The organism is Bradyrhizobium sp. Ken51 (assembly GCF_055807435.1).
The window spans coordinates 39,304-62,373 of sequence record NZ_JBVVPB010000016.1 but is presented as its reverse complement, the minus strand read 5'-3'; the positions used below and the strand labels follow the sequence as shown (position 1 = coordinate 62,373).

Below are 23,070 nucleotides of genomic sequence, written 5' to 3'. Positions count from 1 at the left end.
ATGCTTGAGGTCAAGGACATCAACCTGTTCTACGGCGCGGCGCAGGCGCTGCGCGGCGTCTCGATCGCGGCCGAGCCCGGCAAGGTCACCTGCGTGCTCGGGCGCAACGGCGTCGGCAAGACCTCACTCCTGCGCGCCATGGTCGGGCAGTACCCGATCTCGTCGGGCGCGATCGTGCTCGACGGCAGCGATATCACGGGCCTGAAGCCCTATGAGCGTGCGCGCAAGGGCATCGGCTTCGTGCCGCAGGGGCGCGAGATCTTTCCGCTTCTGACAGTCGAGGAGAATCTCAAGACCGGCTTCGGCCCGCTCAGGCGCGAGGACAAGCACATTCCGGACGACGTGTATTCGTTGTTCCCGGTGCTGCAATCCATGCTCGGACGACGCGGCGGCGATCTCTCCGGCGGCCAGCAGCAACAGCTCGCGATCGGGCGCGCGCTGGTGATGCGGCCAAAGCTGCTGCTGCTCGACGAGCCGACCGAGGGCATCCAGCCCTCGATCATAAAGGACATCGGCCGTGCCATCTCGTACCTGCGCAACCTCGGCAACATCGCCATCGTGCTGGTCGAACAATATCTCGACTTTGCCTGCGAACTCGGCGACAGTTTTGCGGTGATGGATCGCGGCGCGGTGAAGTTCACCTGCGACCGCTCCAATCTGGACGCGAGCGAAATCAGCCGCCAGATGGCGCTGTAGGCCATTCTGCCGCGACCGGCTGGGGAGGCGGATGCGCAGCGACGTTCTAGCGACATCTTCGGTGTTCGACGCCAACCGGGCCCGCGGCGCGGTGCGCTTCGACGTTCACGCGCGCGACGGTGTGACGCGGCGCGGGATCTTGCATGAGTCCGGCTCCCTGCGCGTGCGCTTCCCTTCGCCGGAGGACGAGGGTCTCTCCGGCGTGTTCGTCAACACGGCCGGCGGTGTCGCCGGCGGCGACCGCTTCGACATCGAGATCGCGGCCGCAGATAGCTCGAAGCTGACGCTGACGACGGCGGCCGCGGAAAAGGTCTACCGCGCGCCAGGGCAGGCGGCGGAGCTCAATATAGCGCTGAAGGTTGCCGCAGGCGCACATCTCGGCTGGCTGCCGCAGGAGACGATCCTGTTCGACCGGGCGCGCGTGCGGCGTCGATTCGACATAGACCTCGATGCGACTGCCTCGCTCCTGCTGTGCGAGATCGTGGTGTTCGGCCGTACCGCGATGGGTGAACGGATGGAGCAGGGCGAGTTCGTCGACCGCTGGCGGCTGCGTCGCGGCGGCAAGCTGGTGTTCGCCGAGACGGTCAGGCTGGACGGCAATATCGGCGCCAAGCTTGCGCGATCGGCGGTGGCCAAGGGCGGCGCTGCGATCGGCACGGCGCTGATCGTGCCCGGCGACGAGGCCCTGATCGAGCGTCTCCGCGAGGCCTCGGAATCCTTCGCCGGCGAGGTCGGGATATCCGCCTGGAATGGCTTTGCAATGGCGCGGTTCTGTGCCCAAGATGCGGCGCGCTTGCGCGGTGACATGATGGCCGTATTGGCGCGCACCGGCGCGGCGCTACCGCGACTCTGGTTGAATTGACGAAGTGAACGGAAGAGATTTCGCATGAACCTGTCTCCCCGCGAAAAGGACAAGCTTCTGATCTCGATGGCGGCGATCGTAGCCCGCCGCCGGCTGGATCGCGGCGTCAAGCTCAACCATCCCGAGGCGATCGCGCTCATCTCCGATTTCATCCTCGAGGGCGCGCGGGACGGTCGCACCGTCGCCGAGTTGATGCAGGCGGGCGCGCAGGTCCTCAACCGCGACCAGGTGATGCCGGGCATTCCCGAGATGATCCACGACATCCAGGTAGAGGCGACCTTTCCGGACGGCACCAAGCTCGTCACCGTGCACGAACCGATTAGGTAGTTTTGAATTCGTCATTCCGGGGCGCCTGAAGGGCGAACCCGGAATCCAGCAATTGTTGATCGAGATTCCGGGTTCTCGTTGCGCGAGCCGCGGAATGACGAGGAGGATAGAATGATCCCCGGCGAACTCTTCATCCAGGACGGCGAGATCGAGCTCAACGCGGGCCGCAAGACCGTGACGCTGACGGTTGCCAACACCGGCGACCGTCCGATCCAGGTCGGCTCGCATTACCATTTCTTCGAGACCAACCCGGCCCTGAAGTTCGACCGCAAGAAGGCCCGCGGCATGCGCCTCGACATCGCCGCCGGCACCGCCGTTCGCTTCGAGCCGGGCCAGACCCGCGACGTTCAGCTCGTCGCGGTGGCCGGGAAGAAGACGATCTACGGATTCCGCGGCGACGTGATGGGGAAGCTGTGAATTCCACAGGAACGAGCGTGGCGCGGCACGGTTGAGGCGAAAACGGAGGACTTTGCCATGCTGTCACCTGTCCGCCTCGTCTCCGAAGCCGCCGAACTCGCCGCGCGTCGCCACAACGGGATGGCGCGCAAGGGCCGCGGTCATGAGCCTTACATCAACCACCTCGCCGAAGTCGCGAACCTGCTAGCCACCGCGACCGACGGCGCCGACGCCGAACTCGTTGCAGCCGGCTGGCTGCATGATGCGATCGAGGACACCGACACCACGCGCGAGGAGCTCGCGCAAAAATTCTCCGACCGTGTCGCGTCGCTTGTCGAGGAATGCACCGACGATATGAGCCTGCCTAAGCCGGAGCGGCGGCGGCGTCAGGTGCTCGACGCACCGAAAAAATCGGCTGGCGCCAGGCTGATCAAGATCGCCGACAAGATCAGTAATATCGGCGCGCGCGTACATTCCGATCCGACGGCCGAGGAACGTGACGACCTCGTCGATTACACCGACTGGGCCGAGCAGGTTGTCGCCGGTTGCCGCGGCGACAACTCTTGGATCGATACGACATTCGACGACATGGTGCTTACAGCGAGGACCTCGCTGTGAGCGCCGATCCAACATTCAAACGCAAACGGGGCTTGTGATGTCCGTCAAAATAAAGCGTTCCGTCTATGCCGACATGTTCGGCCCGACCACCGGCGACAAGGTGCGGCTGGCCGACACCGACCTCATCATCGAGGTCGAGAAGGATTTCACCACCTACGGCGAGGAAGTGAAGTTCGGCGGCGGCAAGGTGATCCGCGACGGCATGGGCCAGTCGCAGGTCACCAACAAGCAGGGCGCGGCGGACACCGTCATCACCAATGCGCTGATCGTCGATCACTGGGGCATCGTGAAGGCCGACGTCGCGGTCAAGGATGGCATGATCGCCGGCATCGGCAAGGCCGGCAATCCCGACATTCAGCCGGGAGTCACCATCATCATCGGCCCCGGCACGGACGTGATCGCGGGCGAAGGTAAGATCCTCACCGCCGGCGGCTTCGACAGCCACATCCATTTCATCTGCCCGCAGCAGATCGAGCACGCGCTGATGTCCGGCGTCACCTCGATGCTGGGCGGCGGCACCGGTCCCTCGCATGGCACCTTCGCTACCACCTGTACGCCGGGTCCGTGGCACATGGGGCGGATGATCCAGTCGTTCGACGCCTTCCCGGTCAATATCGGCATCTCCGGCAAGGGTAACGCCTCGCGGCCCGCCGCGCTGGTCGAGATGATCAAGGCCGGCGCCTGTGCGCTGAAGCTGCACGAGGACTGGGGCACGACGCCGGCCGCGATCGACACCTGCCTGTCGGTGGCCGACGACTACGACATCCAGGTGATGATCCACACCGACACGCTCAACGAATCAGGCTTCGTCGAGGATACGATCAAGGCGTTCAAGGGCCGCACCATCCACGCCTTCCACACCGAGGGCGCTGGCGGCGGTCACGCCCCCGATATCATCAAGGTCGCGGGACTGAAGAACGTGCTGCCGTCCTCGACCAATCCGACGCGGCCCTTTACGCGCAACACCATCGACGAGCATCTGGACATGCTGATGGTGTGCCACCACCTCGATCCCTCGATCGCGGAAGATCTCGCGTTCGCCGAAAGCCGCATCCGCAAGGAGACCATCGCGGCCGAGGACATCCTGCATGATCTCGGCGCGCTTTCGATGATCTCCTCGGACTCCCAGGCCATGGGCCGCCTCGGCGAGGTCATCATCCGGACCTGGCAGACCGCCGACAAGATGAAGAAGCAGCGCGGCTCGCTGCCGCAGGACAAGGGCAAGGACAACGACAATTTCCGGGTCAAGCGCTACATCGCCAAATACACCATTAATCCCGCGATCGCCCATGGCGTTTCGAAGCTGATCGGCTCGGTGGAGAAGGGCAAGCTCGCCGATCTCGTGCTGTGGTCGCCGGCCTTCTTCGGCGTCAAGCCGGATTGTGTCGTCAAGGGCGGCATGATCGTCGCCGCTCCCATGGGCGATCCCAACGCCTCGATTCCGACCCCGCAACCGGTGCATTACCAGCCGATGTTCGGCGCCTTCGGCAAGGCGGTGACCGCGTCCTCCGTGGTGTTCACCTCGAAGGCCGCCATCACCGGCGGCCTCGCGCGCAAGCTCGGCATCGACAAGAAGCTCTATGCGGTCCAGAACACCCGCGGCAGGATCTCGAAGAAGAGCATGATCCACAACGACGCCACCCCCAATATCGAGGTCGATCCGGAGACCTATGAGGTCCGCGCCGACGGCGAGCTTTTGACCTGCGCCCCCGCCGAGGTGCTGCCGATGGCGCAGCGATATTTCATGTACTGAAATAGCGCCTCAACGCATGTCTCCGGACCATGTCTTGGTCGCATATCCGGGGGCGGCTTTTCCGGGTTTTGCGTTCGATCCCGCCTGGTCTAAGGTCCCGCCCGGTATCTGAAGCCCAGAAGAAAAGCCGGGAGGATTTCTCGTGATCTACGTCGTCGCCACCTTGACCATCAAGCCTGAAACGCGCGCCGAATTCATTGCAGCCGCCACCGCCTGCATCAAGGAGACCCGGAAAGAGCCCGGCAATATCGCCTATGATCTGCATGAGAGCGTCACCGATCCCGCCAAGATGGTGTTCGTCGAGCAGTGGGAGAATGCCGAGGCGCTGGTGCCGCATCGCGCCATGGAGCACATGAAGACGTTCGGCCGCGTCGCGGTGAAGTGTTTTACGGCGCCGCCAAAAATCGAAGTGATCACGCCCGAGAAGGTCGAGACACGGTAACGGGGTAAAAGCGCATGATCCGGGCGACGCAGGTCAGGGGACAACACCGATTCGCGGAAGCGCCGGCGGATACGGTCGTGCTCGATTTCGACGATCGACACCGCCGCCGCATGGCGATGACGGGGACGCGGGGGCTCGAGTTCCTGCTCGACCTGGAGAATGCCGTCGCGCTGCGCGGCGGCGATGCGCTGGTGTTGGAGGACGGTCGGCTGATCGAGGTGGTCGCCGCTGCCGAACCGCTGCTTGAGATCCGCGGCCACGATCCGCACCACCTCATTCGCGTCGGCTGGCATCTCGGCAATCGCCATCTGCCGACGCAGATCATGGCCAAGGGCCTGCGCATCCGCCGCGACCACGTCATCGAAGCCATGGTGAAGGGCCTCGGCGCGCGCGTGATCGAGATCGAGGCGCCGTTCGATCCCGAGGGCGGCGCCTATGCCGATGCCGGTCATGCGCATGGACACGACGACCACGCGCATCACGATCATGGCCACGATGATCATCACGGTCATGATCACCACCATGGTCATGCCGCACATGGCGACGGTCACGCTCACCATCACCACCACGACGAGCATTGCGATCACCCCGACCATGACCACGGCCACAAGCATGCTCATGACCACAAATGAGCCGGTCGCGGCCCGCGACCTCGCGGAGCGCGAGGCGGCGGCGCTGTACCGGCTGATGACCTGGCTGTCGCCCGCGTTTCCCGTCGGGGGCTTTTCCTACTCCAGCGGCATCGAATGGGCGGTCGAGGCCGGCGACATCACCGACACCGCGTCGCTGGCGGACTGGCTCGATGCGATGCTTCGCGATGGCTCGGGCTTCTGCGATGCGACCTTTCTGGTCCACGCCTATCGCGCCACTGAAGCGGGCGAGGGCGACACCTTGAGCGATATCGCCGAGCTCGCCGCGGCCTTCGTGCCGTCGCGCGAGCGGCAGCTGGAGACGACATCGCAGGGCCGTGCTTTCATCGAGATCGCCCGCGCCGCGTGGGATGCCGACGGGCTGGATGCCATGCTTGCGTCGTGCCGCACGCCATTGGTCTATCCCGTTGCTGTTGGCGTGGTCGCCGCGATGCACGGCGTGCCGCTGGCGCCGACGCTGCACGCCTTCCTGCATGCGCTGGTCTCGAACTGGATTTCCGCGGCCAGCCGGCTCATTCCGCTCGGCCAGACCGACAGCCAACGCGTGCTGGTGAGGCTGGAAGCCGCGGTTGCCGGGACTGCAAATCGTGCGCTGAATGCGACGCTGGACGATCTCGGCGGCGCGACGTTTCGCGCCGACCTCGCCAGCCTGCGGCACGAGACGCAATATACGCGGCTGTTTCGGTCATGAGCGGGGTGCGCAGCTTTCCATCGTCGTCCTGGCGAAAGCCAAGACCCATAACCACGAGTGCGCGTGGCTATGCACAGATGTGGCTCCAGCGTGCCGTGACAATCGGGTTCAGTGGTAATGGGTCCTGGCTTTCGCCAGGACGACAATAGGAAACACTCAATGCCTACTTCCCACGGCCCCTTGCGTGTCGGTGTCGGCGGTCCGGTCGGATCGGGCAAGACCGCGCTGATGGACCTGCTCTGCAAGACCATGCGTGAGCGCTACGACATCGCCGCGATCACCAACGACATCTACACCAAATGGGATGCGGAATTCCTGGTACGCTCGGGCTCGCTGACGCCGGATCGTATTGCAGGGGTCGAGACCGGCGGCTGCCCGCACACCGCGATCCGCGAGGATGCCTCGATGAATCTCGCCGCGGTGGCGGATATGCGCGCCAAGTTTCCCGGGCTCGATCTCGTGCTGATCGAATCCGGCGGTGATAACCTCGCTGCCACTTTTTCCCCGGAGCTTGCCGATCTCACCATTTACGTCATCGACGTGGCGGCCGGCGACAAGATCCCGTCCAAGGGCGGCCCCGGCATCACCCGGTCCGACCTCCTTGTCATCAACAAGATCGACTTGGCGCCCTATGTCGGCGCTTCCCTGGAAAAGATGGAGACGGACGCCAGGCGCATGCGCGGCGAGCGGCCGTTCGTCATGACCAACCTGAAGAAGAGCCAGGGGCTGGACCGCATCATCGGCTTCATTGAGGCCAAAGGCGGCTTGAAACGGGCCGGCTGACCGGCGCGACGACCTAACGCAGGCGTTTCCCCGTTAACGCGTTGGGCAGAGCCGTGTCCGCGGAACAAATTTCGGTCAGGGCGATTGATTACCTCCGGTGCCCGGAGCAAATCCGCCCCGGCCGGACCATCGGCTGGGCGGATTTGAGCTTTTCAGGCGACCCAAGTTGCGTATCGATGCCTCCTCCTCCATTATCTCGGCCATTGGGGTTCACCCTGTTTCGGCACGTGCCCGTTCGAGCGGCGTCCATATGCTCCGTGTTTATTGCCGACCTCCTGCTTTCGCCTGAGTAGTCGCGTGGTCAGGCTGGGTTTCATCATCGGCTTCATTGCTCTTCTCGGAGCCCTGCTCTCCGGGCTTGCGGCTTATCGCGTCCACGACCAGGAGCTGGCGCTGGACCGGATCGCGCTGGCGCGCGCGATCGACGTCCATGCCAGCCTGGTCCAGGACCGGCTCACCGAGCGCGAACTGCTCGCGCGGGTTGCCTCCGGCCTGTTCCGGGCGCCGTCGGTGCTCAAGCCCAACATGCTCGAGCCGTTGCGCTCGGCCATCTACGCCTTCAAGACCGATTTCGTGGTGGCGGGCTGGGTCGCCCGCCTGAAGCCGAACGAACTTGCCGCAGCGCAGACCGCCATCGCGAGCGCCGGCTTCCCCAATCCGCGAATCCGCACCTATGACGACAAGCCGATCGATCCGGCAGGTGTCACCCAGCCGATCGACGTGCTGCTGGATCTCGAGCCGCGCAGCAACGAGACCAAGGGGCTGCCCGGCCGCAGTTACGACCAGGATCAGGTGCGCAGCGCCATGCTGACGCGCGCCAGAGTGGAGAAGAGATCGGTTGCCTCAGAACCGGTTGCCCTCCTGCGAGGCGACGGGCCGATCGGCATCATTGTGGCCGCTCCCGTCATCCCCGAGGGCGCAACGGAGCCGGCGGGCTTCATCACATTTTCCTACGAGCTCTCTTCCCTGATGCTGACCAACGACGACATGTCGTTGTTCGCGGTCGCGCTGAAGGATCCGCGCCGGGAGGGTGGCGAACTCGTCGCCAACGATCAAGGCGTGGTCTCGGCCCGAACGACGGCAGCCGATGGGGCGGCGCCGTCGGCGACGCGCACGGTGAGCTTCGGTGGTCGCGACTGGCAGCTCGGCTATTACGCCAAGACCAATTCGGCGCGCCGCGCCGAGCAGACTGCGATCATCGTGGCGGCGATCGGCTTTGCGATCACCGCGATGGTGTGCGGCCTGTTCGGCTATGTCGCCTACAACAATTTGCGGCTCAGCCGGGAAATCCAGGTCAGAATCGGCTTCGAGCGCCGGCTGACGGCCGTCATCGACGAGCTCAACCATCGGGTCAAAAACATCCTGGCGGTGATCCAGTCGATCGTGACCCGTACGCTGCGCCATGGCTCCGACATCGATGTCGCGCGCGAGCTCCTGATCGGCCGCATCCACGCCATGTCCAATGTCGTCTCACTGCTCAGCGAGAGCCAATGGCAGGGCGTCAAGCTGAAGGGCCTGTTCGAGGCGCGCGCCATTCCGCATGCCGACCGCATCGCCGTTACCGGTCCTGATATCGCAGTCAGCGCGCGCGCGGCGCAGAGCCTGTCGCTGCTGTTCTTCGAGCTCGCCTCGCATTCCGACGAGGGCCTGTCGCTGGTCGGCAAGCATCCGCACATCACTGCCAATTGGACGGTGACGAACGAGGGGACCGGCGAGGTCTTCTATTTCCGCTGGGAGGAGTTCAACACCAGCGAAGCGACGCGCCGCCCCGATTCCGATTTCGGCCTGATCCTGCTCGACCGCGTCGCGCCCGAGGCGCTCGGCGGCACCGCCAAGCGCTATTTCACCGATGTCTCCTATGTCTACGAGCTGACCGCGCCGATGGAGACGGTCGAGGACATGACCGAGCGCGACCGCACCGACAAGCTGTCAGCACCGATCCGGCCGCCGCGGAAAGCGCCCTAGATCTTCGGCCGCAGCACGAGGTCAACCAGAGTCCGCGCGTAGGCCGGCGTGATCGGCGCGATGCCGAAGACGTAGCGGTAGAATAGGCCGCCATAGATGGCGTCGTAGAGATCCTGGGGCGGTGCTTCCGCCAGAATGCTGCCGTCGCTCTGGCCCGCGGCGATCATCTCGATCAGCACGTCGCGCCGGAATTGCAGATAGCGGGCGTAGAACAGCTCCGCCGAGCCGGTCTTGGAGATGCATTCGGAGATGACGGCGAGCTGGACCTTGCCGAACTCGCCCTGGAGCGCTTCGGCATAGGCCGCGGCATGGCGGCGTGCGCGCGCGGCGGGGCTGCCCGAGCTTGCAGGCGGCAGCGGCAGCATCTGCGCGGCATGGTGAAGGAAGGCGTCGATCAGCAAGGCTTCGCGGGACGGCCACCATTTGTAGATCGTCATCTTGGAGACGCTGGAGTGGCGCGCGATCGCGTCGATGGTGGTGGCGGCAAGGCCGGTGGTGGCCATCAGCGCATAGGCGCTTTGGAGAATGGCGTTGGCGGTCTCGATCGACCTTGGCCGGCCGCGCCGGGGCGCGGTCTCGGCTCCCTCACCCCCGCCATTCGCCATCACCACGCCCGGTCTCCTCGCGCAATCCGCTGCCGCTCCGCATAGCCCAGCCGTGATGGCCGGCCTAGCGGAATCGGAGGGTGCCGGGTTAGGCCTGCTGCCGCAAGGCCGCGGGCAGGTCCTGCCGCTTCGACCAGGCGATGTAATATGCGACCGCGGCCATCGCCGCGAAGCCGGCCAGACTCACGGCGATCTGCATCACCACCAGATTGGCGCCGGTGATCAGGATGAGATGGCCGGCTAAGGACAGGAATACGCCGACGCAGAACACAGCGAGCCATTCCTCGCCGCATCTGATGACCGCCCGTAGCGATCTCCATTGCAGGCCGGGATGATCGGCCGGGACGAGATGTGTCGCGAGGAAAGCGAGCGCGAGGAAGTGGACCACGCGATAGGGTGCGAGGTTTTCCTTGTCGGTCGGCGTGATGTTGTTGAGCACGATGTCCGGTAGGTAGGCGGCAAGCGCCGGCGAGTGGCGCATCAGCGTGATCGCCATCGCGAATACGAGATAGGCGCCTGCGAGCACGCGCAGCCAGGACAGGCCGTGCAGCGCGCGGCCCGACGCACCGGTCACGGCGAACCAGCCGCCCAGCACCATCAGCATCTGCCAGCAGAACGGGTTGAAGGTCCACTCCTGGTCCGGATAGACCCGGAAATTCCAGTCGAACCAGCGTGCCGCAACGTACAGCGCGACCGATGCCGCAAGCGTCAGGTTCGGCCGCCGCAACAGCCCCCACAGCGCGAACGGAAAGAAGGCCATCAGCGGTATCATCAGCTGTAACAGGTCGAGATTCAGCGGCTCCTCCTGGAGCACGAGGCCGCGCACCAGGATACGCAGCGGGTGCTCGAGAATTCCCGATATGTTGTATTCGTGGATGATCTCGGGCGCCTTGGATTGCGAGGCGACATAGGCGATGGTGTCGATATAGATCACGAATAGCACGACATAGGCGGCATACAGCCGCCAGACGCGGCGAAAGATGCGCGTCGCCGCGACGACGTAGCCGCGCTCCAGTGCTATCCTGCCGTGAATGATCGCGACGCCATAGCCCACCACGAACACGAACAAGTCTGCGGCGCCGCTGAAGCCGAAGTTGCGCAGCGTCAGCAAATTGACGACGTTGTTCGGGATGTGGTCGACGAAAACCGACCAGTTGGCGATGCCGAGCGTCAAATAGAGCCGGGGGTCGTGATGGAATGCGGCGAGGTTCGCCTGGACGGACGGTTTCATCGAAAAAATTGCTTTTGGAATCAGGGGCGCTGCTTTTAACGGCAACCGCCTGCCTATCCGAGTAGCGTTTGCGTGATGGCGCAGGCAAACGGCGCCGGGCGGCGCCAAACTTGGCGCAGGGCCGCCGGTGCCTATTCAATAGATGCGTTCGCGGGACTTGTGACGAAATTTTCTACCTCGCGGTAGCTGCTACTCGGCAGGTTCAGCCGAGGTCTCGTCGGGTAGGCCGGCGCGGCTCGCCATGATTCCGAGGGCGACTCCGCCGATCGCCAGGATCGGCAACAGCCGCTTGATCCCGATGGCGCGAACGATCTGGAGTCCGGTGGCGAGCAGCATGGGGTCCGCGAGCATGCTCGAGGCCGCCGACTTCGAGGCGCGCTCGGCCGCGATATGAGCTTGCTTGCGCAGCTGCCGTTTGTAGACCCAATAGCTTACCGCCGCGGTCAGAGTCAGCAGAAAGAAGATGCCTGCACCGGCGAGGCAGGCCTGCACCGGACCATATTTGTTGAGCACCGAAATGAACGCCGCCGCGCACAGGAAGCACGTGGTGATGAACAGCGCGAACGCCGCGCCTGCTGCCAGCGAGGTCAGCCGCACAGTGGTGCCGGTGGATGCGCTGATCCCGTCAATGATGCGCTGAAACATGGCCTTGCTCCTCAGATCCCACAAGCCGGCACCGGCGGCGCCGCTGCGCCACCGTCTCGATACCCCCTTCGCGACCTCAGCGGCGCCAGGCCGCGCCGATCAGGAAGCCGATGCCGAGCGCGAGCCCCACGGTCGCAAGCGGCCGCTGGCTGATCGCGTCCTCCAGCGTCTCCTCGATCGAGCCGTAGGCTTCCTGTGCCGCGCCCATCATCGCGCTGCCGCGCTCCGACATGTCGTCGATGGCGGAATCCACGTTCTCGCGCGCCTGGCGATAGCCGCGGCGGGCCTGCTTGCCGGATGAGTTGGCGAAAGTATTGAGCGCGTCGGTGATCTGATCGGTGAGGGCGGCGATATCGCTTTTCACGGCTGCTACATCCTTCTCGAGGCGTTCTCGGGTGGCTTTGTCGGTCCAGTCTCTCATCCCGGCTTCGGCATTGGTGGTTGACATCAGGGGCTCCGAGCTGCTGACGGTTGAGACAGCCGGGAAACGTTTCGTCGTCGGGTAAGTTCCGTTCACGGAAACCGTTAGTCCTGCGGGAGCTGCGGCGAATCCTCCGGCAACAGATGCTCCTTCAGGATCAGGGCTACGATCAGCAGCGGCGACGACAGGAACGCACCCATCGGGCCCCACAGCCAGGTCCAGAACGCCAGCGCCAGCAGCACCGCGAGCGCATTGAGCGCCAGCCGCCGGCCGATGATGGTCGGCGTGACGAAATGTCCCTCCAGGAAGGTGATGCCGCCAAAGGCGAGCGCCGCCATCAGGCCGCCGCTGACAGTCGGGAAGGTGACCAGTCCCACCACGACCAGAATGGCGAACATGGCCACCGGTCCGATGATCGGAATGAAATTGAGGGTGGCCGCGAGCGCGCCGAGGCCAGCCGGATTGGGCATTCCGGTGAGCGCGCAGACGATGCCGGCGGCGACGCCGACGCCGACATTGATGAGGGTCACGGTCAAGAGATAGTTGCCGAGATGGACCTCGATCTCATTGAGGATGCGAAGCGTGCGCAGCCGTGCGTCATGATCGCTGAAGGTCATGATCATCGCCCGTCGCAGGTCCCGCCAGCTGGCGATGAACAGGATCAGGGTGACGAAGAACAGCAGGAATTCGGTAAAGGTCGGTGACAGGAATTCGATCGTCGGCTGCACCCACTCGAATTTCGGCATCTGGAGGCTCGGCAATCCCTCCGAGCCGCCGAGCATCGTCTGCAGCTCTCGCCACAGCGCCAGCGGCCGGTCGAACACGTGGACCTTGTCTTTCAACTGCGCGCCGAGTTCGGGCAGGCGCGAGCTCCATTCCATCGCCGGCGAGGCAATCAGCGCGACGATGAAGCCGACTACGGCGGTCACCGCGAACACGATTAGCGCGGCGGCGAGACTCCGCGGCACTTTCTGTTTCTCCAGGAAGGTCGCTGCCGGCGAGAGCATCGTGCCGGTGACGAACGCCATCACCACAGGCAGAAAGAACGCCTTTCCGACATAGAGCACCGCGACGATTGCGATGAGGAGAAGTCCGGCAAGCGAGAAGGCGACGAGCTCGGTGCGGCGGATCACCGGCGGGAGTTCGCCGTGGCTCTCGGGAAGCGGAGTGCCTTCGCCGTTGCCGGAAGTCATACGTTCACTGGGAAGGACGCGCACAATACCTCTCCGGCACGGAGTCTTCGGTCCGCGCGCCCACGACCAGACAAGAACGTCCAAGCCTCCTGCGGGTTCCATCGCGGCTTCGTGAAGAGATGCTCGCTTGACTGTGACGTCGCTGCTGCATCGCGCCGCGGAACTTGTGCCGGTTCGACCGCGTTGATCGAACCAGCGCATCACCCTGATGCGGGCATCCAACGGGGCAGCACATGACGAAGTTCTCTGCAGTCCGACGCCGCTTATCGCCGCGCCGCATCACCGCCTTCGCCTTCGCAACCGCTTTGCTGGCAGTGCCGTTCGGCGCCGCAAGCGCACAAACACTGGGCTACACCTATCCGCAGGACCAGGCCTACCCTCAGGACCAGGGCTATTCGCAGGGTTATGCGAACCAAGTCTATGCGAACCAAGGCTATCCAAACCAAGGCTATGCAAGCCAGAGCGCGCAGGCGCCCGACGAGGATGCCGCGCTGCCCGATCGCCTGCGCAAGCAGATTGTCAGCTTCGATCGGAGCGAGCCGGCCGGTACCATCGTGATCGATACCAACAATACTTATCTTTACTACGTGCTCGGACAGGGCCGCGCCATCCGCTATGGCGTCGGTGTCGGGCGCGAGGGCTTCACCTGGTCGGGCGTGCAGAGCGTCAGCCGCAAGGCGGAATGGCCGGACTGGCATCCGCCTGCTGAGATGATTGCGCGCCAACCCTATCTGCCTCGCTTCGTCGCTGGCGGCCCCGGCAATCCGCTCGGCGCGCGTGCGATGTATCTCGGGTCGAGCGAATACCGCATTCACGGCACCAACGATCCCAGCACGATTGGCAAGTTCGTCTCGTCTGGCTGCATCCGCATGACAAATGAGGACGTCACCGACCTGTTCGGCCGCGTCAATGTCGGCGCCAAAGTCGTTGTGCTGCCGAAGAACGCGCCGCTGATGGCCAAAGGCGGGGATTCCGTGCGCAAGCGTCCGGCCGTGACGGCGCTGCCCTCGGGCCGGCAGGCGCTGAACATTTCGAATTCGGCCGTCAACTAAGCGTCGAGTGAGGTCACATGAAGAGACGTTCGATCGGCAAACTCGCCGGTGGCGCGGCGGCATTCGTCGCCGTTGCCTCCTTCGGCCTCGCGCTGACGCCATCGGCCCATGCGGAGGACTTTTTCTCGGCGCTGTTCGGCGGCTTCCGCGGGCGGCCGGCGCCCGAGATTCGCATGCCGTTCCAGACCGATGACTCGCCGCGCTACGACACGCCGCGCCAGCGGGCATCCTATGGCGGCGGCACGGCCTATTGCGTGCGCGGCTGCGACGGACGTTATTTCCCGGCGCAGGGAAATGATTCCGAGAGCAAGGCGCAATCCTGCAAGAGCTTCTGCCCGGCCTCGGAGACCTCGCTCGTCTATGGCGGCAACATCGACGACGCGACGACGGACAAGGGGAAATCCTATTCCGACTTGCCCAACGCGTTCCGCTATCGCAATGAGATTGTCGCAGGCTGCACCTGCAACGGCAAGGATCCGGTCGGGCTCGCTCAGGTCAAGGTCGACGACGATCCCACCTTGCGCAAGGGCGACATCGTCGCGGGCGCCGACGGTCTGGTGGTCGCCAGCCGCAATGCCAACGACCGCCGCGGCGTCGCAATGAATTTCTCTCCGCTGCCGGATTCGGTGCGCGCAAGATTCCGCCAAGTGCCGGTGGTGGCGAAGGAGTAGCCTCAACGTCGTCCTGGCGAAAGCCAGGACGACACCGAGGATGTGGGCGCGGCTCTCTTTAACGGCCCGTTCTACGCCGCGCGGATCTTGCCGAGGAAGTCGCTGACCTCATGGCCGAGCTGGCGGCTCTGGCTCTCCAGCATCTCGGAGGCGTGCTTCACGTTGTCGGCGGCGGCGGCAGCAGCGTCAGCATCGGATTTGACGCCGGTGATGTTGTCCGAGACGTTCTTGGTGCCCTGCGCCGCAAACTGGGTGCTGCGGGTGATCTCTTGCGTGGCCGCGCCCTGCTCCTGCACGGCGGCAGCGATTGCGGTCGCGACCTCATTCACTTCGCCGATGATGCCGCCGATGGTCTGGATCGCGCTGATGGCGTCGCCCGCGACCTTCTGGATGTCGGCGATCTGCTCGGAGATCTCCTCGGTTGCCTTGGCGGTCTGGCTCGCCAGCGACTTCACCTCGGAGGCGACCACGGCAAAGCCGCGCCCGGCTTCGCCGGCGCGGGCAGCCTCGATCGTGGCGTTGAGCGCGAGCAAATTGGTCTGCTGCGCAATGGTGTTGATCAGGCCGACGACCTCGCCGATGCGGCCGGCCGACTTCTGAAGTCCCTGCACCGTGCCGTCGGTGTCGCGCGCCTGGGTCACGGCGCGGCTGGCGATGCCTGCGGCATGCGCGGCCTGCTGGCTGATGTCGTTGATCGAGGCGCTGAGCTCTTCGGCTGCCGCGGCGACGCTGTCCACGCTCATGGAGGCGTCATTGGAGGCCTTGCCCGCGACCTGCACGCGGTCGTTGGTCTGCCGCGACACCGCAGAGAGATCGCCCGAGGTCTTGCGCATTTCGCCGGAGGCTTCGCTCAATTCGCCGAGCGTCTTGCGCACCGCGCCCTCGAACTCGCCGACATAGGTCTCGACCGCGCGTTGGCGCGCGGAGGCGCCCGCATTGCGTTCGCGCTCCTGCGCCTCGATCTTGAGCTTCTCGTTGGCCTGCTGCTTGAAGGTCTCCAGCGCGCCGGCAAGCGCGCCGATCTCATCGTTGCGATCGAGATAGCCGCTATCGACGGCAAGGTCGCCGCCGGCGACCTTCAGCATGGCGTCCCGGATGGTGTTGAGCGGAGTGATGACGCGGCGATTGACCAGCATGATCGCGCCGACGGCAAGCCCCACGGCGAGCGCCAGCAGCGTCAGCTGCACGATCAGTGCGCGCTCTGCGGCGCCGCGCTGCTCCTGCGTGTGGATCTTGGCAGCATCGAGCGCACCTTCTGCCACTGCGACCGCGCTCGCCATGCGGCCGACCGTGAGCGGGCTCCATTGGTTCGCCGTCATCTCGGGCTTCTCACCCTTGACCAGCGCGTCGGCGAGACGGTCGCGCAAGGCCAGATATTGCGGCTCGAAATAGGAGGTCTTGGCGGCCGCCATCGCGGAGGCGAGCCCAGCCGGCAACTGCATGCCGGACGTCGACAACTCCAGCGCCTTCCACATCGCGCTCGTGCCGCCGACATGTTGGGTATAAGCGTAGCGGCCTTCCGGCGTGATCTTGCCGGCGGCCAGTCCGGTCGAGACGATCAGCGACGCCTCGCCCGCGGTGTTGCGGAGCAGCCAGGCGTTCTGCTTGATCGACAGGAGCTGGTCGATCGCTGCGTCCAGGTGATTGACGGTGGTGGCCAAGGTGTTCGAGAGCTTGTCGAGCGTGTCGAGCAGGCCCTGCGTCGTCTCCATGTATTCCTTGGGCAGGCTGGCGCGGCGCTGGTCCTTCGGCTTGGCGACATCCTCCCAGAACTGCTTCTGCTCTTCGGTCAGCAATTTGAACAGACGCGCGAGCTCCGGTACCAGGGTGCCCGACTGCGGGAAGTCCATACTGGGCAGCAGCTGGAGCGCGCGCGCCATGGCGGGCATTTGGGCATCGCGCAGGGCGCGCAGATATTTCTCGATCTCGCCGTCCATCGGCTCGGTCGCGTTCAGGAGACGGACCGTGGTCGAGCGGTCGGTGCGTAGATTGTGCATCGCCTTGAACAGATCGGCGGACGTGTCGGCGATCTGCGAAATGCGGTTGGCGGTCTTCAGGCGATCCCAGGACTCGTAGGCGGTGAGCGAGAGTGCGATCACCACGCAGATCGATGTGATCGCGATCACCGCCTTCAGCAGCGCGGATACGGTCAGACGATTCAGCATCGAAGTCCCCCAATTCCCATTACAAAGTTCGTGAAATCGCCCCGGGCAACATCGGAAAAGAGGGGCACGCAAGACCAGGCAATCGCATGCCGTTTGTGGCTCAGGGGCCAAACGGTGTCTGCATCTGAAAGGAAAAGGGTAAAATTTTAGGCAGGCCGGCTGACGGTAGAAGTACGGAATTACTAGAAGTTGCAGAGGGTTGCCTCAATGGAACCGGCGCGGGAGTTGTGCGTTAAGAAGCGTCAGCAACTGGCCTAATGGGGGTCCTAACAATGTTGGTCGGCGTCCTCGTCACCTTTCTCGTCGTCATTCTCGTACTTTACCTCATCAACATGCTGCCGATGGACGGCCGCGCCAAGCAGATCGCGCGCGTGGTCGTCATCATTATCGGTATCGTGTCGCTGCTGAAATATCTGGCAGTGTTCTAGCGGGAGCGTAGCTGCCGCAACGAAAAAGCCCCGGCGCGAGCCGGGGCTTTTGGTGTTCTAGTCGGATCAGCAGGCCGCCTTGTCAGCCAAGGGCCTTTTCAGCCAGCCGCCTTGGCCTCGCGGCGGCGAGCGGTGAGGATGTATTCGGTGTAGCCGTTGGGCTGCTCGCGTCCTTTAAAGATGAGGTCGCTAGCCGCCTTGAAGGCTGTGCCGTCGAAGGCGGGCGCCATCGGCTTGTAGATGGGATCGCCCGCATTCTGCTTGTCGACGACGACCGCCATGCGCTTGAGCGATTCCATTACCTGGGCTTCGGTGATGACGCCCTGGTGCAGCCAGTTGGCGAGGTGCTGGCTGGAAATGCGCAGGGTGGCACGGTCTTCCATCAGGCCGACGTCGTGAATGTCAGGCACCTTGGAGCAGCCGACGCCCTGGTCGATCCAGCGCACGACATAGCCCAGGATGCCCTGGCAGTTGTTGTCGATCTCCTGCTTGACGTCATCGGGCGCCCAGTTCGACTTCGACACCGGGATGGTCAGGATGTCCTCGAGCTTTGCGCGCGGCCCGGCCTTTGCGAGCTCCTGCTGGCGCGCGGTGACGTTGACCTGGTGGTAGTGCAGCGCGTGCAGCGTCGCGGCGGTCGGCGAGGGCACCCAGGCGGTGGTGGCACCGGCCTGCGGATGGGCGAGCTTCTGGGCAAGCATGTCCGCCATCTTGTCCGGCGCCGCCCACATGCCCTTGCCGATCTGGGCATGGCCGGGCAGGCCACAGATCAGGCCCATATCGACGTTCCAGTCCTCATAGGACTTGATCCAGGCCTGCGCCTTCATCTCGTTCTTGCGGATCATCGGCCCCGCCTCCATCGAGGTGTGGATCTCGTCGCCGGTGCGGTCGAGGAAGCCGGTGTTGATGAACATGATGCGCTTGGAGGCGCGCTGGATGCAGGCCTTGAGGTTGACGGTGGTGCGCCGCTCCTCGTCCATGATGCCGACCTTGAGCGTGTTCTCTGGCAGCGACAGCATCTTCTCGACGCGGTCGAAGATTTCGCAGGTCAGCGACACCTCGTCGGGTCCGTGCATCTTCGGCTTGACGATATAGGCAGAGCCGGTGCGGCTGTTCTTGACCTTGGAGTTGCCCTTCAAATCATGCACGGCAAGAAGCCCGGAGACGGCGGCGTCGAGCAGGCCTTCCGGAATCTCCTCGCCCTTGTCGTCCAGCACCGCGTCGGTGAACATGTGGTGACCGCAATTGCGCATCAGGAGCAGGCTGCGGCCGTGCAGCTTGACCTCGCCCTTGCCGTCAGGCGTCTTGTAGCTGCGGTCGGCATTGAGCGAGCGCGTCAGCGTCTTGCCGCCCTTCTCGAAATCGGCCGACAGCGTGCCGTTCATCAGGCCGAGCGTGTTGCGATAGACCAGCACCTTGTCCTCGGCATCGACCGCCGCGACCGAGTCTTCCATGTCGAGAATGGTTGAGACCGCGGACTCCATGACCATGTCCGCGACGCCGGCCGGATCGTCCTTGCCGATCGCGCTGCTGCGGTCGATCTTCACCTCGACATGCAGGCCGTTGTTGGCGAGCAGCACCGCGCTCGGTGCGGCTGCGTCGCCCTGGAAGCCCGCGAATTGCGCGGCGTTCTTCAGCGCGGTGGCGTTGCCGCTCTTCAGCTTCACCGCGAGCTGGCCTGCGACCACGCTATAGGCGGTGACGTCGGTGTGACTGCCGGTCGCCAGCGGCACGGCGGCATCGAGGAAGGCTTTCGCTTTTGCGATCACCTTGTCGCCGCGCGCCTTGTTGTAGCCTTTGCCGCTCTCGGATGGATCGTGCGGAATCGCGTCGGTGCCGTAGAAGGCGTCATAGAGCGAGCCCCAGCGCGCATTCGCTGCGTTGAGTGCGTAGCGCGCATTGGTCAGGGGCACGACCAGCTGCGGGCCGCAGATCTTGCCGATCTCCTCGTCCACATTGGCGGTCTCGACCTTCTGCGTCGCCGGCTCCGGGACGAGATAGCCGATCTCCTTCAGGAACGCGGTATAGGCGTTGAGGTCGAACGCTTTGCCCTTGTTGGCGCGGTGCCAGTCGTCGATCTTGGCCTGCAGCGTGTCGCGCTCCGCCAGCAGCGCGCGGTTCTTCGGCCCCAGCTCCTTGATGATGGCGGCAAGCCCGGCCCAGAACGCATCCGGCGCGATTCCCGTCTTCGGGGCCGCTTCCTTGGCGATGAAATCGAACAGGATGGGAGCGATCTTCAATCCGTGGGCGTCGACGCGTTTCATGATGGGCTTTCTTGTTGGAAATGGCTGTTTTTGGCTGCTTTTGACCCGACCGCAGCAAAATGCGCTCCAAGGAGCGGCTTTCGGGGTCTTATTAGCCCCAAAATCGGGGCCGTGAGAAGGCCCCCAAAAGTTGTCAAAATGTCAAGGCGGGTGGGCGTACGCACGGTGTCATTCCCCGCGAAGGCGGGGAATCCAGTACGCCGCGGCCTCTCGGCTGAATCACGGCTGTCGGTGGAATACTGGGTCGCCCGGTCAAGCCGGGCGACGACAGCGGGGCAGCAGCCCGCCTTCAAATATTCGCGGCGAGGTCCACGACTTCGTCGAACAGCACGCCGGTCGTCTTGAGCATTTGTTCGATCTCGTCCGCGGCCTCGGCGACCGTGCGCGTCGAGGTGTCTATCACGAGCTCGGCGGCCTCAGGCCGCTCGTAGTCGTTGCCGATACCGGTGAACGACGCGAGCGCGCCGGCGCGGGCCTTCTTGTAGTGGCCCTTGGGGTCTCGCTCCTCGCAGATCCCGGCCGGCGTCGCGACGTGAATCTCGCGGAACGAAGTGTCGGCGATGCAGCGCGCGGTGGCGCGATCCTCGCGGGCGGGCGAGACCGCCGCGACGATGGCGATGTGGCCGTTGCGCGCGAGATGTGTCGCGACTTCGGCGAGACGGCGGATGTTCTCGCTGCGATCGGCGGCGGAGAAGCCGAGGTCGCTGTTGAGGCCGGCGCGCAGCGTATCGCCGTCGAGCAGGATCGGCGAGCCGCCATTGCTGAACAGCCGCCGCTCCAGTGCTTTTGCGAGAGTCGACTTGCCGGAGGCGGGGAGGCCGGTGAGCCAGACCACGGCGCCGTTGTGACGATAGCGCGCGGAGCGTTCGTCGGGCCGCAGCGCGGATTCCACCGGCACGATGTCGACGGGCAGGGCGCGCTGGCCGGCATCGACCGACAGCACGAGACCGCCGCCCGCGATGCGCCCGGACACCTCGATCACGAGCCGGCCGGTGCGCGGATTTTCCGTGTAGGGATCGGTGGCAATCGGATTCGAAAGGGAAATGTCGATCTCGCCGACATGGTTGCGGCCGATTGCCTTGTTCTCGACGCTCGACAACTCGCCGGGATCGACCGCCTTCTCGATCGCGACAACGGTGGCACGGCTTTCCTTTGGCCCGCAGCGAACCAGGAGCTGGTCGCCCTTGGCCAGCGGCTTGTCGTGCAGCCAGAAGATCCTCGCGCGCAGCCGTCGCGTCTCGCGCGGCGCGCTGTTCGTATGCGCTATGATATCGCCGCGTTCGAGGAACAGCTCGCGGTCGAGCGTGATGCCGACCGAGCGGCCTGCACCCTGTCGGCCCGCGACCGGCGTCACCGGCCAGCTCTCGACCGTCTTGATCCTGGCGATCTTGCCGGCCGGCATGATCACGATTTCGTCCCCGGCGATGAGGCTGCCGGATTCGATCCGGCCCGCAACGATACGGCGATCGTCGAATTTGTAGATCGCCTGCACCGGCAGCCGCAGCGCCAGCGCCTCCAGCGGGCGCGCCGGTTCGAGCCGGTCGAGTGCCTCCACGACGGTCGGGCCCTTGTACCAGCCGATCCGATCGGTGCGCTCGGCGACGCCGTCGCCGTCTCGGGCGGAAATCGGGATCACGGCCGTGGGCTTCACACCGAGGCCTTGCAGATGTGCCGAGATCTCGTCGCTTATCTCCTTGAAGCGCTCGGCGGCGAAGTCGACGCGGTCCATCTTGTTGACGACGACCGCAACCTGCTTCACGCCGAGCAGATGCAGGAGATAGCCGTGCCGCCTTGTCTGGTCGCGCACGCCTTCGAGCGCATCGATGATCAGCACCGCGCCGTCGGCCTGCGAGGCGCCGGTGATCATGTTGCGCAGGAATTCGGCGTGGCCGGGCGCGTCGATCAGCACGATGTCGCGCGAATTGGTGCGGAAGCGGATCTGCGTGGTGTCGATGGTGATGCCCTGGTCGCGCTCGGTCTGGAGCGCGTCGAGCAGGAACGACCATTCGAACGGCATGCCGCGCCGCGCGCTGACGGCTTTGAGCATCTCGAGCTTGCCGTCGGGCAGGCTGCCGGTCTCGTGCAGCAGGCGGCCGACCAAGGTCGACTTGCCATGGTCGACATGGCCGACGATGACGATGCGGACCTGCGGTCGCGTCGTGCCGTTCGGGGTGGCGGGCGAAGCGGGGGTGACGATCATGTTCATATCGCGCTCGCGTCCTTGATCAGAGATAGCCGGCGACACGCAGGCGCTCGAAAGCGTCCTCGGTCTCGTGGTCGAGCGCACGGCCGGAACGTTCCGGCACCTTGGTCTGCTCGAGTTCGATCAGGATCTCGTCGATGTTCGACGCGTTTGAGGCGACCGGATTGGTGATGTCCTGATCACCCAGCGAGCGATAGCGCTTGCCGTTTTGCGACAGATACAGCGGGATGATCGGGATGTTCTCGCGCTTCGTGTAGGCCCAGATATCGGACTCGGTCCAATGCAGGATCGGATGGATGCGCAAATGGGCGCCCTGCGGCGGCGACGCATTGAAATGATCCCAGAACTCCGGCGGCTGGTCGCGCACGTCCCAATTGCCTTCCAAGCCGCGTGGCGAGAACACGCGCTCCTTGGCACGCGTCGCCTCCTCGTCGCGGCGGATGCCGGCAATCAGGCCGTCGAAACCGTATTTGGCGAGCGCCATCTTGAGGCCCTCGGTCTTGCGCGCGGCGGAACGTGCGGCGGGCGGCAGCGTTGGGTCGACGGCATCAATCGGCGGGCAAGGCTCGACACGTAGATCGAGATCCCATTCCTTGCCGTAGTGATCGCGGAAGCGATACATTTCCGGAAACTTCTTGCCGGTGTCGACATGGAGGGCCGGGAACGGCAGGCGGCCGAAGAAGGCCTTGCGCGCCAGCCAGATCATGACGTTGGAGTCCTTGCCGAGCGACCACAGCAGGGCGATCTTCTTGAGGCGGCCAAAGGCTTCGCGGAAGATGTAGATGCTCTGGGCCTCGAGCTGGTCGAGATGGTCCATGCTCGGGGCAAGGTCAGCAGAAAATTCTTGCGTGCGCGCGCGCTCGGCGGCGGCCGGGCTGCCCAAGCCGACAGCAGTGGAATTGTCCTTGAGAAGATGCATCTCTGCCACTTTGCGTTTGAAGGCGAAAATTCTATAGTTGCGGCGCAAGAGAGAAGAAAAAATTTTCTCTTTGCGCGCTCGAAACGACAC

23 protein-coding genes are annotated in these 23,070 nt (G+C 64.5%); 14 read left to right on the top strand and 9 right to left on the bottom strand.

Translation table 11 applies throughout. From position 1 onward, the window contains the following. The 11 genes from urtE to AC0L27_RS25130 all read left to right on the top strand — a co-directional run bounded on the left by urtE (position 1) and on the right by AC0L27_RS25130 (position 9,183). Complete coding sequence (urtE, locus tag AC0L27_RS25180; protein WP_007605420.1) at positions 1-696, top strand: urea ABC transporter ATP-binding subunit UrtE; 696 nt, start codon at positions 1-3, stop codon at positions 694-696. Positions 697-727: 31 nt separating this feature from the next. Further along, positions 728-1,558 carry an urease accessory protein UreD gene (locus AC0L27_RS25175; RefSeq protein ID WP_354209482.1) on the top strand — a complete coding sequence of 277 codons (831 nt, stop codon included), beginning with the start codon at positions 728-730 and terminating at the stop codon, positions 1,556-1,558. A gap of 24 nt (positions 1,559-1,582) precedes the next feature. Next, positions 1,583-1,885 carry an urease subunit gamma gene (locus AC0L27_RS25170; RefSeq protein ID WP_275172276.1) on the top strand — a complete coding sequence of 101 codons (303 nt, stop codon included), beginning with the start codon at positions 1,583-1,585 and terminating at the stop codon, positions 1,883-1,885. Between the two features lie 111 nt (positions 1,886-1,996). Then, entirely contained in the window at positions 1,997-2,302 is a 306-nt protein-coding gene (locus AC0L27_RS25165; RefSeq protein WP_007599812.1) for an urease subunit beta, read from the top strand. A 57-nt stretch (positions 2,303-2,359) separates the two neighbouring features. After that, positions 2,360-2,899 (top strand): HD domain-containing protein, encoded by a 540-nt coding sequence (locus tag AC0L27_RS25160; protein WP_275172275.1) that lies wholly within the window; start codon positions 2,360-2,362, stop codon positions 2,897-2,899. Between the two features lie 37 nt (positions 2,900-2,936). Next, entirely contained in the window at positions 2,937-4,652 is a 1,716-nt protein-coding gene (ureC, locus tag AC0L27_RS25155) for an urease subunit alpha (protein WP_354209481.1), read from the top strand. A 142-nt stretch (positions 4,653-4,794) separates the two neighbouring features. Continuing rightward, on the top strand, positions 4,795-5,094 hold the full coding sequence (locus AC0L27_RS25150) for a putative quinol monooxygenase (protein ID WP_007599815.1): 300 nt from the start codon (positions 4,795-4,797) through the stop codon (positions 5,092-5,094). 14 nt (positions 5,095-5,108) lie between these two features. Next, positions 5,109-5,726 carry an urease accessory protein UreE gene (locus AC0L27_RS25145; protein WP_473320609.1) on the top strand — a complete coding sequence of 206 codons (618 nt, stop codon included), beginning with the start codon at positions 5,109-5,111 and terminating at the stop codon, positions 5,724-5,726. After that, complete coding sequence (locus AC0L27_RS25140) at positions 5,707-6,435, top strand: urease accessory protein UreF (protein WP_354209622.1); 729 nt, start codon at positions 5,707-5,709, stop codon at positions 6,433-6,435. Before AC0L27_RS25145 ends, AC0L27_RS25140 begins: the two co-directional genes overlap by 20 nt. 159 nt (positions 6,436-6,594) lie before the next feature. Further along, the gene (gene ureG / locus AC0L27_RS25135; protein WP_275172272.1) at positions 6,595-7,218 is read left to right on the top strand and encodes an urease accessory protein UreG; all 624 of its coding nucleotides are present in this window, start codon (positions 6,595-6,597) and stop codon (positions 7,216-7,218) included. 297 nt (positions 7,219-7,515) lie between these two features. Continuing rightward, positions 7,516-9,183: a CHASE domain-containing protein gene (locus tag AC0L27_RS25130; RefSeq protein ID WP_354209479.1), complete on the top strand. Its 1,668-nt coding sequence runs from the start codon at positions 7,516-7,518 to the stop codon at positions 9,181-9,183. Here AC0L27_RS25130 and AC0L27_RS25125 read toward each other — a convergent pair. The 5 genes from AC0L27_RS25125 to AC0L27_RS25105 all read right to left on the bottom strand — a co-directional run bounded on the left by AC0L27_RS25125 (position 9,180) and on the right by AC0L27_RS25105 (position 13,302). Next, positions 9,180-9,788 carry a TetR/AcrR family transcriptional regulator gene (locus AC0L27_RS25125; RefSeq protein WP_354209621.1) on the bottom strand — a complete coding sequence of 203 codons (609 nt, stop codon included), beginning with the start codon at positions 9,786-9,788 and terminating at the stop codon, positions 9,180-9,182. The two genes, AC0L27_RS25130 and AC0L27_RS25125, sit on opposite strands and share 4 nt — an antisense overlap. An 88-nt stretch (positions 9,789-9,876) precedes the next feature. Continuing rightward, positions 9,877-11,019, bottom strand: coding sequence for an OpgC domain-containing protein (locus AC0L27_RS25120; protein WP_354256202.1), 1,143 nt, complete (start codon positions 11,017-11,019; stop codon positions 9,877-9,879). Between the two features lie 189 nt (positions 11,020-11,208). Beyond that, positions 11,209-11,664 carry a hypothetical protein gene (locus AC0L27_RS25115; RefSeq protein WP_354209477.1) on the bottom strand — a complete coding sequence of 152 codons (456 nt, stop codon included), beginning with the start codon at positions 11,662-11,664 and terminating at the stop codon, positions 11,209-11,211. 76 nt (positions 11,665-11,740) lie between these two features. After that, on the bottom strand, positions 11,741-12,112 hold the full coding sequence (locus AC0L27_RS25110) for an ElaB/YgaM/YqjD family protein (protein WP_007599824.1): 372 nt from the start codon (positions 12,110-12,112) through the stop codon (positions 11,741-11,743). Positions 12,113-12,189: 77 nt separating this feature from the next. Continuing rightward, positions 12,190-13,302, bottom strand: a complete 1,113-nt coding sequence (locus AC0L27_RS25105; RefSeq protein WP_354209476.1) for an AI-2E family transporter — start codon at positions 13,300-13,302, stop codon at positions 12,190-12,192. A 209-nt stretch (positions 13,303-13,511) separates the two neighbouring features. Here AC0L27_RS25105 and AC0L27_RS25100 point away from each other — a divergent pair, with 209 nt between their 5' ends. Then, positions 13,512-14,330 carry a L,D-transpeptidase gene (locus AC0L27_RS25100; protein WP_354209475.1) on the top strand — a complete coding sequence of 273 codons (819 nt, stop codon included), beginning with the start codon at positions 13,512-13,514 and terminating at the stop codon, positions 14,328-14,330. A 17-nt stretch (positions 14,331-14,347) separates the two neighbouring features. Next, the gene (locus AC0L27_RS25095) at positions 14,348-15,001 is read left to right on the top strand and encodes a DUF2865 domain-containing protein (protein ID WP_354209474.1); all 654 of its coding nucleotides are present in this window, start codon (positions 14,348-14,350) and stop codon (positions 14,999-15,001) included. Positions 15,002-15,072: 71 nt separating this feature from the next. On the opposite strand, the gene AC0L27_RS25090 is transcribed toward AC0L27_RS25095, so the two are convergent. Continuing rightward, entirely contained in the window at positions 15,073-17,166 is a 2,094-nt protein-coding gene (locus AC0L27_RS25090; protein ID WP_354256199.1) for a methyl-accepting chemotaxis protein, read from the bottom strand. A 272-nt stretch (positions 17,167-17,438) separates the two neighbouring features. On the opposite strand from AC0L27_RS25090, the gene AC0L27_RS25085 reads away from it, so the two are divergent. Next, positions 17,439-17,594 (top strand): Thivi_2564 family membrane protein, encoded by a 156-nt coding sequence (locus tag AC0L27_RS25085; protein WP_007599832.1) that lies wholly within the window; start codon positions 17,439-17,441, stop codon positions 17,592-17,594. 98 nt (positions 17,595-17,692) lie between these two features. On the opposite strand, the gene AC0L27_RS25080 is transcribed toward AC0L27_RS25085, so the two are convergent. The 3 genes from AC0L27_RS25080 to cysD form a co-directional block, all read right to left on the bottom strand. After that, a complete protein-coding gene (locus AC0L27_RS25080; protein ID WP_354256196.1) occupies positions 17,693-19,858 on the bottom strand; it encodes a malate synthase G in 2,166 nt (721 codons plus the stop codon). A gap of 289 nt (positions 19,859-20,147) precedes the next feature. Beyond that, on the bottom strand, positions 20,148-22,064 hold the full coding sequence (gene cysC / locus AC0L27_RS25075) for an adenylyl-sulfate kinase (protein WP_354209471.1): 1,917 nt from the start codon (positions 22,062-22,064) through the stop codon (positions 20,148-20,150). A 19-nt stretch (positions 22,065-22,083) separates the two neighbouring features. Next, complete coding sequence (gene cysD / locus AC0L27_RS25070) at positions 22,084-22,878, bottom strand: sulfate adenylyltransferase subunit CysD (protein ID WP_027515469.1); 795 nt, start codon at positions 22,876-22,878, stop codon at positions 22,084-22,086. Between the last annotated feature and the right edge of the window lie 192 nt (positions 22,879-23,070).

Coding starts and splice junctions, on each gene's coding strand:
- AC0L27_RS25125 (WP_354209621.1), bottom strand. CDS start 9,788: ATGGCGAATGGCGGGGGTGAGGGAGCCGAGACCGCGCCCCGGCGCGGC.
- AC0L27_RS25100 (WP_354209475.1), top strand. CDS start 13,512: ATGACGAAGTTCTCTGCAGTCCGACGCCGCTTATCGCCGCGCCGCATC.
- urtE (WP_007605420.1), top strand. CDS start 1: ATGCTTGAGGTCAAGGACATCAACCTGTTCTACGGCGCGGCGCAGGCG.
- AC0L27_RS25090 (WP_354256199.1), bottom strand. CDS start 17,166: ATGCTGAATCGTCTGACCGTATCCGCGCTGCTGAAGGCGGTGATCGCG.
- AC0L27_RS25170 (WP_275172276.1), top strand. CDS start 1,583: ATGAACCTGTCTCCCCGCGAAAAGGACAAGCTTCTGATCTCGATGGCG.
- AC0L27_RS25165 (WP_007599812.1), top strand. CDS start 1,997: ATGATCCCCGGCGAACTCTTCATCCAGGACGGCGAGATCGAGCTCAAC.
- ureG (WP_275172272.1), top strand. CDS start 6,595: ATGCCTACTTCCCACGGCCCCTTGCGTGTCGGTGTCGGCGGTCCGGTC.
- AC0L27_RS25115 (WP_354209477.1), bottom strand. CDS start 11,664: ATGTTTCAGCGCATCATTGACGGGATCAGCGCATCCACCGGCACCACT.
- AC0L27_RS25160 (WP_275172275.1), top strand. CDS start 2,360: ATGCTGTCACCTGTCCGCCTCGTCTCCGAAGCCGCCGAACTCGCCGCG.
- AC0L27_RS25140 (WP_354209622.1), top strand. CDS start 5,707: ATGCTCATGACCACAAATGAGCCGGTCGCGGCCCGCGACCTCGCGGAG.
- AC0L27_RS25095 (WP_354209474.1), top strand. CDS start 14,348: ATGAAGAGACGTTCGATCGGCAAACTCGCCGGTGGCGCGGCGGCATTC.
- AC0L27_RS25085 (WP_007599832.1), top strand. CDS start 17,439: ATGTTGGTCGGCGTCCTCGTCACCTTTCTCGTCGTCATTCTCGTACTT.
- AC0L27_RS25145 (WP_473320609.1), top strand. CDS start 5,109: ATGATCCGGGCGACGCAGGTCAGGGGACAACACCGATTCGCGGAAGCG.
- AC0L27_RS25110 (WP_007599824.1), bottom strand. CDS start 12,112: ATGTCAACCACCAATGCCGAAGCCGGGATGAGAGACTGGACCGACAAA.
- cysD (WP_027515469.1), bottom strand. CDS start 22,878: ATGGACCATCTCGACCAGCTCGAGGCCCAGAGCATCTACATCTTCCGC.
- AC0L27_RS25080 (WP_354256196.1), bottom strand. CDS start 19,858: ATGAAACGCGTCGACGCCCACGGATTGAAGATCGCTCCCATCCTGTTC.
- ureC (WP_354209481.1), top strand. CDS start 2,937: ATGTCCGTCAAAATAAAGCGTTCCGTCTATGCCGACATGTTCGGCCCG.
- AC0L27_RS25120 (WP_354256202.1), bottom strand. CDS start 11,019: ATGAAACCGTCCGTCCAGGCGAACCTCGCCGCATTCCATCACGACCCC.
- cysC (WP_354209471.1), bottom strand. CDS start 22,064: ATGAACATGATCGTCACCCCCGCTTCGCCCGCCACCCCGAACGGCACG.
- AC0L27_RS25175 (WP_354209482.1), top strand. CDS start 728: ATGCGCAGCGACGTTCTAGCGACATCTTCGGTGTTCGACGCCAACCGG.